The sequence below is a fragment of the Pseudomonas sp. NPDC090233 genome (assembly GCF_044772285.1).
In the GTDB taxonomy this organism is placed as follows: Bacteria; Pseudomonadota; Gammaproteobacteria; order Pseudomonadales; family Pseudomonadaceae; genus Aquipseudomonas.
Map to the genome: position 1 here is coordinate 350,733 of NZ_JBIVYQ010000003.1, position 11,962 is coordinate 362,694.

Annotated in this window: 9 protein-coding genes; 1 reads left to right on the top strand and 8 read right to left on the bottom strand. The window is 64.0% G+C overall.

The features are described 5' to 3' along the window. Positions 1 to 4: 4 nt before the first annotated feature. Positions 5 to 1,351 (bottom strand): metalloprotease PmbA, encoded by a 1,347-nt coding sequence (gene pmbA / locus ACIQUF_RS09790; protein ID WP_403131002.1) that lies wholly within the window; start codon positions 1,349 to 1,351, stop codon positions 5 to 7. A 109-nt stretch (positions 1,352 to 1,460) separates the two neighbouring features. Here pmbA and yjgA point away from each other — a divergent pair, with 109 nt between their 5' ends. Further along, positions 1,461 to 1,982: a ribosome biogenesis factor YjgA gene (yjgA, locus tag ACIQUF_RS09795; protein WP_400797340.1), complete on the top strand. Its 522-nt coding sequence runs from the start codon at positions 1,461 to 1,463 to the stop codon at positions 1,980 to 1,982. Between the two features lie 41 nt (positions 1,983 to 2,023). Here yjgA and tldD read toward each other — a convergent pair whose 3' ends face one another. The 7 genes from tldD to mreC all read right to left on the bottom strand — a co-directional run bounded on the left by tldD (position 2,024) and on the right by mreC (position 11,919). Then, a complete protein-coding gene (tldD, locus tag ACIQUF_RS09800) occupies positions 2,024 to 3,463 on the bottom strand; it encodes a metalloprotease TldD (protein ID WP_403131003.1) in 1,440 nt (479 codons plus the stop codon). Positions 3,464 to 3,465: 2 nt separating this feature from the next. Further along, the gene (locus tag ACIQUF_RS09805; protein WP_403131004.1) at positions 3,466 to 4,317 is read right to left on the bottom strand and encodes a carbon-nitrogen hydrolase family protein; all 852 of its coding nucleotides are present in this window, start codon (positions 4,315 to 4,317) and stop codon (positions 3,466 to 3,468) included. A gap of 12 nt (positions 4,318 to 4,329) precedes the next feature. Next, positions 4,330 to 8,145 carry a YhdP family protein gene (locus ACIQUF_RS09810; protein WP_403131005.1) on the bottom strand — a complete coding sequence of 1,272 codons (3,816 nt, stop codon included), beginning with the start codon at positions 8,143 to 8,145 and terminating at the stop codon, positions 4,330 to 4,332. Between the two features lie 82 nt (positions 8,146 to 8,227). Further along, positions 8,228 to 9,685 (bottom strand): ribonuclease G, encoded by a 1,458-nt coding sequence (gene rng, locus ACIQUF_RS09815; protein WP_403131007.1) that lies wholly within the window; start codon positions 9,683 to 9,685, stop codon positions 8,228 to 8,230. Positions 9,686 to 9,739: 54 nt separating this feature from the next. Beyond that, positions 9,740 to 10,351 (bottom strand): Maf family protein, encoded by a 612-nt coding sequence (locus tag ACIQUF_RS09820; RefSeq protein WP_403131009.1) that lies wholly within the window; start codon positions 10,349 to 10,351, stop codon positions 9,740 to 9,742. A 33-nt stretch (positions 10,352 to 10,384) separates the two neighbouring features. Continuing rightward, a complete protein-coding gene (gene mreD / locus ACIQUF_RS09825) occupies positions 10,385 to 10,873 on the bottom strand; it encodes a rod shape-determining protein MreD (RefSeq protein WP_403131011.1) in 489 nt (162 codons plus the stop codon). Further along, positions 10,873 to 11,919, bottom strand: a complete 1,047-nt coding sequence (mreC, locus tag ACIQUF_RS09830; RefSeq protein WP_403131393.1) for a rod shape-determining protein MreC — start codon at positions 11,917 to 11,919, stop codon at positions 10,873 to 10,875. Before mreC ends, mreD begins: the two co-directional genes overlap by 1 nt. Between the last annotated feature and the right edge of the window lie 43 nt (positions 11,920 to 11,962).

The window sequence follows — 11,962 nt, forward strand, 5'->3', positions numbered from 1 at the left end:
CTCATCAGCTTCCTGCAACCGTCATCTTTTCAATCAGCACAGAGCCGGTATGGATGTTGCTGCGGGTCTCCAGATCGCTGCCGATCGCGACAATTTGTTGGAACATGTCTTTCATGTTGCCGGCGATGGTCACTTCCTGCACCGCGTGCTGAATTTCGCCATTCTCGACCCAGAAGCCCGCCGCACCCCGTGAGTAGTCGCCGGTCACCATGTTCAGACCGTGTCCCATCAGCTCAGTGACCAGTAAGCCACGGCCCATGCGCCGGATTAGCGCCGCTTGATCCTCGACGCCGTGGGTGACGTAAAGATTGTGCACCCCACCCGAGTTCGCCGTGCTCGGCAGGCCAAGTTTGCGACCGGAATAGGTGCCCAGCAGGTATGAAACCAGCTCGCCTTTGTCGACGAACGGCTTGGCGTAGGTGGCCAGGCCATCACCGTCGAACGCCGCACTGCCCAAGGCGCGCGGAATATGCGGGCGCTCATCGAGGGTCAGCCAGGTAGGGAACAGGCGCTGGCCAATGGCACCATCGAGGAACGACGACTTGCGGTACAGGTTGCCGCCGGAAATCGCCGACAGGAAGCTGCCGAACAGGCCACCGGCCAACTCTGCGGAGAACAGCACCGGCACTTCACAGGTTTTCACCGGGCGCGCACCGAGGCGGCTGGCGGCGCGCTGGGCGGCCCGCTGGCCAATGCTGTGCGGATCGGCTAGGAGGTTGCCTTGACGATTCACGTCGTACCAGTAATCACGCTGCATCTGCCCTTCGCCTTCGGCGATCATCACGCAGCTCAGGCTATGCCGGGTCGACGCGTAACCACCGATGAAGCCATGGCTGTTGCCGTACACGCGGCAGCCCTGGTGGGTATTGAGGGTGGTGCCATCGGCGTTGAGAATGCGCGGATCGGCGTCGAAGGCCGCGGCCTCGCAGGCCAACGCCATCTCGATGGCCTGCTCGGGCTCGATGTCCCAGTCATGGTAAAGGTCCAGGTCCGGGATATCGCGCGCCATCAGCGCCGCATCAGCCAGGCCCGAGCATTCGTCTTCGGAAGTGTGCTTGGCAATCGCCAGGGCGGCGGCAACGGTTTCGCGGATGGCCTCCGGGCCACTGGCCGAGGTGCTGGCCGAGCCTTTGCGCTGGCCGACATAAAGGGTGATACCAAAGCCCTGGTCGCGGTTGAATTCGACTGTCTCGACCTCACGCTGGCGCACACTGGTGGACAGGCCCTGCTCCAGCGACACCGCCACTTCGCAGGCACTGGCGCCCTGGTTGCGCGCCTCTTTGATGATTGCTTCGACCTGCTCTTGCAATGCCGGCAGGTCCTTTGGGCCTACGCTCTGGACTGCACTCATGGTTTTCTCCACTCAAATTCTGCATTCGGCGGGTGGTCATTCTACGACCGGGCCGGACAAGCGGCCCCCGACTCGTTATCATGGCGACGATTTCTAGCGGACTGCCACCATGGTTGATTCATACGACGACGCCTTCGACGGCGAAAAAAGCAAAACCCAGATCAAGCGCGAGCTGCATGCGCTGGTCGAACTCGGCGAGCGCCTGACCACGGTCAAGGCCGACACCCTGGCACGCCTGCCGTTGACCGACGAGCTGCGCAAGGCCCTGGCCGAAGCCTGCAAGCACACCGCCCACGGCGCCCGCAAACGGCACATGTCGTTCGTCGGCAAGCTGATGCGCGACCAGGACCTGGACGCCATCCACGCGGTGCTCGAACAGATCGACAGCTCCAGCCGCCAGTACAACGAGCGCTTCCACGCCCTGGAAAAATGGCGCGACCGCCTGATCGACGGTAACGACGAAGACCTTGAACGCTTCGTCAACGAGTACCCCGACACCGACCGTCAGCAACTGCGTTCGCTGATCCGTCACGCCCAGCACGAAAAGGCGCGGAACAAGCCGCCTGCCGCTGCGCGCAAGGTCTTCAAGTACATTCGCGACCTCGACGAGCTTCAGCGCGGCCTGCGCTGAGTCCCGCCACCTGGGGCTGCCTTGCAGCCCCGGGGCACGCATCACGCGCCGGTACCGCCGACGGTGATCGCATCCAGCTTCAAGGTCGGCTGGCCAACGCCCACCGGCACCGACTGCCCATCCTTGCCACAGGTGCCCACGCCACTGTCCAGCGCCAGGTCATTACCTACCATCGACACCCGGCTCATGGCTTCTGGCCCATTGCCGATCAGCGTCGCACCTTTGACCGGCGCAGTGATCTTGCCGTCTTCGATCAAATAAGCTTCGCTGGTCGAGAACACGAACTTGCCGCTGGTGATGTCCACTTGCCCACCGCCGAGGTTGGCGCAATAGATACCCTTCTTCACCGAGGCAATGATTTCCTGTGGGTCACTGTCACCGGCGCGCATGTAGGTATTGGTCATGCGTGGCATCGGCAGGTGGGCGTACGATTCGCGGCGGCCGTTGCCGGTCACGGCCATGCCCATCAGGCGGGCGTTGAGCTTGTCCTGCATGTAGCCCTTGAGTACACCGTTCTCGATCAGCGTGGTGCATTCGGTTGGGGTGCCTTCGTCGTCGACGCTCAACGAGCCACGGCGGCCTTCGAGGGTGCCGTCGTCGACGATGGTGCACAGGCTCGACGCAACCTTCTCGCCGATGCGGCCGCTGAACGCCGAACTGCCCTTGCGGTTGAAGTCGCCTTCCAGGCCATGGCCGACAGCTTCGTGCAACAGCACGCCCGACCAACCCGAGCCCAGCACCACCGGCAACGTGCCGGCAGGCGCAGGAACCGCTTCAAGATTCACCAACGCCTGACGCAGCGCTTCACGGGCATAGCCCATAACCCGATCTTCAGTGAAGAAGCGGTAGTCGGTACGCCCGCCGCCGCCCTGCCCGCCGCGTTCGCGACGGCCGTTCTGCTCGACGATGACACTGACGTTGAACCGCACCAGCGGCCGCACGTCGGCAGCCAGGCTACCATCAGCGGCGGCAATCAGAATGCGCTCCCAGACCCCGGCCATACTCACGCTGACTTGCTGGATGCGCGGGTCCAGCGCCCGCGTGGCGACATCCACACGCTTGAGCAGCTCGACTTTTTCGGCGCGGCTGAGCACATCCAGCGGGTTGTCGGGGGCATATAGCGCCGTGACATCCTGGCTGCGGAAGGCCTGGACCGTGCCATTCTGGCCGGCGCGGGAAATCGAACGGGCAGCACGCGCCGCCGAGGTCAGCGCTTCAAGGTTGATCGCGTTGCTGTAGGCAAAACCGGTTTTCTCACCCGACTGGGCACGCACGCCCACGCCCTGGTCAAGGTTGAAGCTGCCTTCTTTGACGATGCCGTCCTCAAGCGCCCAGGTTTCCGAGATCTGGCCCTGGAAGTACAGGTCGGCGGCGTCGATGCCCGGCCCCGCCAACTCGCCCAGCACAGCCTGCAGGCTGTCCAGGGTCAGCCCCCCTGGGGCCAGGAGCTGCTCGCTGACGGTGGATAACATCTGGCTCATAGTCACTCCGAGGTGTGCGCAGGCCGCAAGGCACCCTGCGAGAAAAAGCGCCGGTGCGAGGCAACCGGCATGCGCGCCCGAATGGACGCTTGTTCATCGATGTCGCGCTCGGCGAGCAATACCGCTTCACCTTGCGCCTGTTGCGCGACGATCCGCCCCCAGGGGTCGACGATCGCCGCTTGCCCGTGGGTTTCTCGCGGGCCTGGATGGGTGCCGCCCTGGGCTGCGGCCAGCACATAGCACTGGGTTTCGATGGCCCGGGCGCGAATCAGCACTTCCCAATGCGCTGCCCCTGTGACCGCGGTAAACGCGGCAGGTGCCGTGATCAACTCCGCGCCGGCAGCGCGCAGGGCGCTGTAAAGTTCGGGGAAGCGCAGGTCGTAGCAAACGCTCAGGCCCACGCGGCCCACCGGGGTATCGGCCACCACCACCTGGGCGCCGTGGGCATAGTCGTCGGACTCGCGGTAGCGGCCACGGTTATCGGCTACGTCCACGTCGAACAGGTGCAGCTTGTCATAGCGCGCCACCACCTCGCCGTGCTCGTCGATCAACAGCGAACAGGCATGGGCTTTGGCATTGGGCTGCCCAACGGGCGGCAGCGGCAAGGTACCGGCGACAATCCATAATCTGAGGTCACGAGCGGTGCGTTTCAACCATGGCAGGATCGGACCATCGCCCAACGCCTCGGCTAGACCAATCGCAGCAGCGTCCTTGCGGCCCATGGCCGCGAAGTTCTCCGGCAATACCGCCAGCCGCGCGCCGCCAAGCGCCGCGTGCTCCAGCAGAGCGCCCGCACGCTGCAGGTTGGCCAGCACATCTTCCTGGCTGACCATCTGGATGACCGCTACCTTCATGGGCACTCCTGACTACTTGTTGAAGGGTTTCACAAAAGTGATTCTAGGCTCTTTCCACGGCCCTTCGACGCGATAGTGCACGCTGGCGAAGCGCGAAACCCGGTCTCCGATCAACCGATCGACCAGGAACAGCGCGCCACCGACCGCTGGCGCACCGACGATCAACGCAGCCAGCGGCAGGTTGTTGGTCACAGGCAACGACACCTGAAGGTTGGCATCCACCCGGTCACGGACCAGGTCGAGGGTACCGTCGAGTTCGAAATTGCTGGAAGGCCCGGTGACGCTGATCGGTTCGCGGGTCACGTAGACACCATCGCTGGCCACCAGTAGTCCCTTGACCCGATCATAGGCCAGGCCTTTGTCGAACAGGTCGGAGAAGTCCAGGCGCAGGCGCCGGCCAATGGAGTTGAAGTTGAGCAGGCCGAATACCCGCAAGGCCTGGGCGCCGCCCTCCACTTCGACGAACTGGCCGGTGCGCAAGGCGGCATCCATGCTCCCGGAGAAACGCTTGAGGCCGACCCAGGCCGGCGAACCTGGCCAGCGCCCGTCCACGTCCAGGCGGAAGTCGCGGCTGGTCACGGTGGGCGCAAAGCCCCAGGCCTTGAGCACGTCGGCGAGGTTCTTGCCGTCCAGGCGGCCCTTGTACCAACTGCTGGTGGCCCCGGCTTCGCCCTCCCAGCCGCCACTGCCGTCGATGTGCAGGCCTTTGAAATCGAGGTCGATATCCTGCGCAGCCACACCGCGCGTGGTCGGCCGCAGTTTCAACGCGACGTTGCCGTACAGGTCGTCGCCGCGGTACAGCTTGTCGATGGTCAGGTCCAACGCCGGCACCTTGCGCGGGTCGAACGAAGCCAAGGGGTCGGGGCCTTCTTCGGTCTGCACTTCAGCCGGGTCGGCCGCAGGCAGACGCAGGGTTTGCAGGCGCACGGTCATTGCAGCGCCCTTGGCGTCGGGCAGCCGTGCGTTGCCGATGACTTCCTTGCTGTCCAGGCGCAGGTCCCAGGCCGGGCCACCCCGGCTCAGGCGTACCACGGCCTGATTGAGGTCCATGCCGAAGGCCTTCAGCTGGCCGATGCTCAGGTCGACACTCTGCAGGTTCTGCCGGGCATTGCCGCCGGGGTCATCACCGGCGAAACGGTCCATCTGCGCTTGCCACGGCGCCAGGTCCAGGCTCTCAAGGCGCCCACGTACGCGCAGGCCCTGGCCAGCAGGCACTTGCGCCTCACCGGTACCCAGCAGCAACTCTCCACGCCCCTCGCCCAGCTTGTCGCTTGGAGCGGCGTAGGCAAAGCGCGCAAGGCCGTCGTAAGCGGCATCGAAGCGCCGCTCCGCGCCTTGCAAATTCATGCTGAAACGGGTGTCACGGCTGTCGGCCGCCGCCTTGCCGAACGGTGCCGGCAGGTCGATGGCCAGGCCTTTGAGCGACGAGTTGACGCTCAGGCTGTTGTCGCGGCTGCCGAGATTGACCTGCAGTTGATAAGGCAGCTCGCCGGAGGCGGGCAAGGTCTGTTTGAACTGCAGCCAGTCAGTCAGCGCTTTGAGCGATACCTGGCCGTTGGCGTTGATGCGCGTCTGCATCTGCCCAGGCTGCCCTTCGGCAGTGATCTGCGCGGTGACCGGCTTGCCGAACGCTTGCAGCGCAATATTCTTGCCGCTCAGGCCCTTATCGAAATCGAAGCTGAAATCGCCTTTCAGGCGGCTCAGCTCCAGGCTCGGCGGCGCCACCTTGAGGCGCGCATCGGCAGTGGCGAAGTCGACCTGCACCTTCGGCCGCTCCCCTTTGGCCAGCGGAATGTCGAGTTTGACCTTGCCCTTGAGCGGCCCCTCGCCCTCCCAACCAGCAAAGATCTCGCCGGTGCCGATCGGCGCTTCCTTGAGAATCTTCAGGCCATCGCCCAGGCTGCCGTCGAAATCACCATCGAGGTAAAGATGGCTGTGCTGGTTGCCATCTACATGGGGAATATTGACGCTCACATCGCTGACCTTGGTATCCAGCAACACGCCTTTACTGGCGTTGATGCGCACACCGCTGTCCTCGATGAACACATCGCCATCGACGTGCTGCACCTGTGGCCAGCCGGGTTGGAAGTCCAGTGCGGCGTCGTGCACCTTGAAGAACAGGCTGATGCTGCGTGACTCGGGGCTGGCGTTGTGATTGAGCGAGCCCTGGTACTGGAAATAGCCTTGGTCGACATTGCCTTTGACGATGGCGCTGCGCAGCCACTCGTCCAACGCCGGGCTGAGCACCTCCGGCAGGTATTTGGCAGTGTAGCGGCCGTCGCCCTCGGTCAGGCCGACGCGCAAGTCCATGTAGCTTTCGCTGCCTTCTTTGAACAGCAGGCGGATCAGGAAATCTCCTGCGATCTTGCCCTCCTCGCCCAGCACCTTGAGGTAGGGTGCGGTGAGCGTGAAACCGTCTTTGTCGAGGGCGTAGGTCAAGCGCGCATTGGCTTTCTGGTATTGCCAGGGTTTGGCGAAGATCGGGTACAAATGCAACATGAACGCATCGGTATCCAGGCGTAACTCACCGTGCCCGAGGTCGCCACTGATGCTGCCGCTGACATTACCGGCCGCGGGTGCGCCGTGATAGGCGTCGAAACCAACCTTCTCCAGATTGGCGGCGAACTGCAGGCGGTCATTACCTTCGGCCTTGGGTCGGATATCCAGGCGGACGTTGCGTAAGGCACCGGTCACGTTCAGGGCATCGACCACTTCCATCAATTTCTCCGGCAACGGCGCCAGGGCATTGATCACAGGCGTCAACGGAGTGAGGTCAAGGCGGTCTGCCTGCACCTGCCAGGTTTCCCCGGCCGGCCCCTCGCCAGGGCGCTGACGCACTTGCACGTGCGACTCCCAACGGGTCTTGCCAACGCTTGCCGCCAGCGAGTCGACAACCACATCGAAGCCTTGCTCGCGGCGCTGGAACCACGCTTCCAGCGCCAGGTTGTCCAGGCTGACAGCCTTGCGCTCGGCATAGGCACCGCGCAGCTGAGGGGCATTGAGCCGGACCACGGCCTGCTGCAGTTGCCCTTTGCGCCAGTCGACCCAGAATTCGCCACCGGCCCGCAGCGTCTCGGCCTGCCACTGGCCCAGTAGCCGTGGCGGCAACCAGCTTGACCAGTCGCTCTGCGGCAGGCTCAGGTAAGCCTCGACCTGGCCATCGCGCCAGGCCTTGGCCGTGGCGCGGCTGCGCAGGTCCAGTGCCAGTGGCTGGCCGTCCGGCAAGGTGGCGCGCAGGTCCAGCGACTGACGCGAGGCACCGGCCTGCAGGCCAAGGCTGACATAGGTGAGGGTCAATGGATCACGCTGCCAGGGCTGCAGGGTGACCTGGCTGTCGAACACATCGATGCGCCCCAACTGGCGCAAGCGCTGCAGTAACTCTTCTGGGTCCAGTGGCGCGTCGTCTTTTTTCGGCAGGCCTTCCAAAGCCCAGGCACCCTGCTCGTCTTCACGCAGGATCAGTTGCAGGCCACCCAATTGAATATGCGCCAGGCGCACTTCACGGGAGGTCAGGCTGGCCCACAGGTCGGGCACCAGCTTGACGTCATCCAGGCGCAAGGCCGAGGTGCCCTCGCCCAGCTGCAGGTCTCGAACCCGCAGCACCGGCGCCAGGCCACTCCAGCGCCCTTCGAGCGCGCCCACATGCACCGGTAGCCCCAATGCCTGTTCGGCCTTGGTTTCAAGGTCGGCGCGGTACTCGGCCACCAGTGGCACCAGCTCGCGACCGAGGCTCACATACAGCGCCACCAACACCGCCAGCAAGGCGCAGATGCCCAGCCCCCAACGGGTCAAGGCGACAAGAACGCGGGTCAGACGTCCCATGGCCATTGCCCTCCAGGTCGTTTATCCATGATGGCTGTTAGCGCCGGTTTTGCCAGCCCGAGCAGCCTATGGCGCGCGTAAGAATGCCTCAGAGCAACACCACATCGTACTGTTCCTGCGAATACATCGACTCGACCTGGAAGCGAATGGTTCGGCCGATAAATGCCTCAAGCTCGGCGACATTGCCGGATTCCTCATCGAGCAAGCGGTCGACCACCTTTTGGTTGGCCAGTACCCGGTAGCCTTCAGCCTGGTAGGCGCGGGCTTCGCGGAGAATCTCGCGGAAAATTTCATAACAGATGGTTTCCGGGGTTTTCAGCTTGCCCCTGCCCTGGCAGGCAAGGCACGGCTCGCACAACACCTGTTCGAGGCTCTCACGCGTGCGCTTGCGGGTCATCTGCACCAGGCCCAGCTCGGTGATGCCGATGATGTTGGTCTTGGCGTGATCACGCTCCAGCTGCTTCTCCAGGGTACGTAGCACCTGGCGCTGATGCTCTTCGTCCTCCATGTCGATGAAGTCGATGATGATGATCCCGCCGATGTTGCGCAGGCGCAGCTGCCGGGCAATCGCTGTGGCCGCTTCGAGGTTGGTCTTGAAGATGGTCTCTTCAAGGTTGCGGTGGCCGACGAAGGCGCCGGTATTGACGTCGATGGTGGTCATCGCTTCAGCCGGGTCGACCACCAGGTAGCCGCCGGACTTGAGCGGTACCTTGCGCTCCAGCGCCCGCTGGATTTCATCTTCGACGCCATACAAATCGAAGATCGGCCGCTCGCCCGGGTAGTGTTCGAGGCGGTCGGCGATCTCCGGCATCAGTTCGGCGACGAACTGCGTGGTTTTCTGGAAAGTTTCCCGCGAGTCGATGCGGATCTTCTCGATCTTCGGGTTGACCAGGTCACGCAGGGTACGCAGGGCCAGGCCGAGGTCTTCGTAGATGACCGTTGGCGCGCCGCAGGTCTGGATCTGGCTGCCGATCTGCTCCCACAGGCGGCGCAGGTAGCGGATGTCCTGGAGGATCTCTTCGGCACGTGCGCCTTCGGCGGCGGTGCGCAGGATGAAGCCACCGGCATTCTTGATGTCTTCGCTGTCCATGCAGTCGCTGACCACCTGCTTGAGGCGCTCACGCTCGGCTTCGTCTTCGATCTTCAGGGAAATACCAACGTGGCTGCTGCGCGGCATGTACACCAGGTAGCGCGAGGGGATCGACAGCTGGGTGGTCAGGCGCGCGCCTTTGGTGCCGATCGGGTCCTTGGTCACCTGCACTACCAGGGCCTGGCCCTCGTGCACCAGTGCGGTGATGGTTTCCACGGCCGAGCCTTCGCGCTGGGAGATTTCCGAAGCATGGATGAACGCGGCGCGCTCCAGGCCGATATCGACGAAGGCCGCCTGCATGCCCGGCAGCACCCGCACCACCTTGCCTTTGTAGATATTGCCGACGATGCCACGGCGCTGGGTGCGCTCGACGTGCACTTCCTGCAGCACCCCGTTTTCCACCACCGCCACACGTGACTCCATCGGGGTGATGTTGATCAGGATCTCTTCACTCATGGCAGGCTCTCGTCAAATGTCTTCGGTAATGATGGATCGCGGGTGCCGGGCTGGCTACTGCTGCTTTGTTACCTCTGGCGAAAGCGCCGGTATCTGCCAGCAGGCGATACCGAATTGACTGAGCATGTCGGCCGTTTCGCTCAGGGGCAAGCCGACCACTGCCGAATAACTGCCTTGAAGGCCGGTCACGAATACCGCGCCCAGGCCCTGGATGGCATAGCCGCCGGCTTTGTCCGCCGGTTCGCCACTGGCCCAGTAGCGCTCGGCCTCTTCAGCGGTAATCGCGCGAAAACGCACGTTGCTAGTAACGCTGACACTCAAGCAGCACTGACCATCGCTCAGCGCGACTGCGGTGAGCACCTGGTGCTCACGGCCCGCCAGGTCGGCCAGCATGGCCAGGGCATCTTCGCGGTTTTCCGGCTTGCCGAGAATACGACCATCGAGCACCACCGCCGTGTCTGCGCCAAGCACCACGGCCGGGCCGTTCAAGCTGGCAAGGCCCGCTTCGGCCTTGGCTTTGGCCAGGCGCTCGACATACGCCACGGCGCTTTCATCGGGCAACGGGGTTTCATCGATGGGGGCGCTGGTGACGGTGAACGGCACGCCGATCTGGGTCAGCAGTTCACGACGACGGGGCGAGCCGGAGGCCAGGTAAAGTGGTTTCATGCAGACATCTCCCTGTCAGTGATGGCAGCGCCGTCAGTTGATGTGCAAGCGCCGACGCAGGTCGCGCAGGGCAAAACTGATCCATGGCCAGAGCAAGGCGCTGATGACCGCCGACCAGACCAGGGCCAGGGTCGGCAGACGGTTGCCGGTGAGCGCGCTCAGCCACAGCTGGATCAGCTGGGCGATACCGAAGATCACCAGGATCACCAGGCTTTGCTGCCACATGGGGAACATGCGCAGGCGCTGCTGCAGGGACAGCACCAGGAAGGTGATCAGGGTGAGGATCAACGCGTTCTGCCCCAGCAGCGTGCCATACAGCACGTCTTCGGCAAGGCCCAGCACGAACGCGGTGGTCATGCCCACCTTGCCTGGCACCGCAAGCGTCCAGAACGCCACCAGCATCGCCAGCCACATGGGCCGGAACACTTCAAGGAACTGCGGCATGGGCGAAACGCTGAGCAGCAGGCCGATGGCGAATGTCAGCCAGATGACCCAACCGTGGTTACGGCGCGCTTTGGGCATCATTGCCTCCGGGGTTGCGCGGGGGCCGCAGGCGCTGCGGCGGGGCTTGCGGGTGCTGGCGCCGGTGCTGCAGCGGCGGGCGCCGGTGTGGCAGGCGCTGGCGCAGGCGTGACGGCAGGGGCGGCGTGCTCAGCATTGATGGCAGGCTGCTCAGGGCTGGCAGCGCCTTTGCGGTCGGCCTCTTCCTGGGCGAGCGCCGCGTCGGTGGCACGCTGCTCGGGTGTACGCCGGTCGCTGAACACCAGCAACATGTAGCGGCTGCGATTGAGCGCGGCGGTCGGGATGGCGCGGACAATGGCGAACGGCTGGCCTGAATCGTGAATCACTTCATTGACCGTGGCCACCGGGTAGCCGGCCGGAAAACGCTGGCCCATGCCGGAACTCACCAGCAAGTCGCCTTCCTTGATGTCAGCGGTATCGGCCACATGACGCAGTTCCAGGCGTTCCGGGTTACCGGTGCCGCTGGCGATCGCGCGCAGGCCGTTACGGTTGACCTGCACCGGGATGCTGTGAGTGGTGTCGGTCAGCAGCAGCACCCGCGCGGTGTAGGGCATCAACTCGACCACCTGGCCCATCAGGCCGCGGGCATCGAGCACCGGCTGGCCAAGGAACACGCCGTCGCGCTCACCCTTGTTGATCAGGATGCGGTGGGTGAACGGGTTGGGATCGACGCCGATCAGCTCGGCCACCTCGACCTTCTCGTTGACCAGCGCCGAGGAGTTGAGCAACTCGCGCAGGCGCACGTTCTGCTCGGTCAGGGCCGCCAGCTTCTGCAGGCGCCCCTGCAACAGCAGGGCTTCGGTCTTGAGTTTCTCGTTTTCGGCGATGAGCTCGGTACGGCTGCCGAACTGGCCAGCCACACCTTGCCACATGCGCTGCGGCAGGTCGGTGATCCAGTAGGATTCCATCAGCACCAGGCCCATCTGGCTGCGCACGGGCTTGAGCAGGTCGAAGCGTGCGTCGACCACCATCAGCGCGACCGACATCACCACCAGAACCAACAGGCGAACGCCCAGCGAAGGGCCCTTGGAGAAAAGCGGTTTAATGGGCCGTTCCTCGTGGACGACTCAGGAGGTCATTGGACATGGG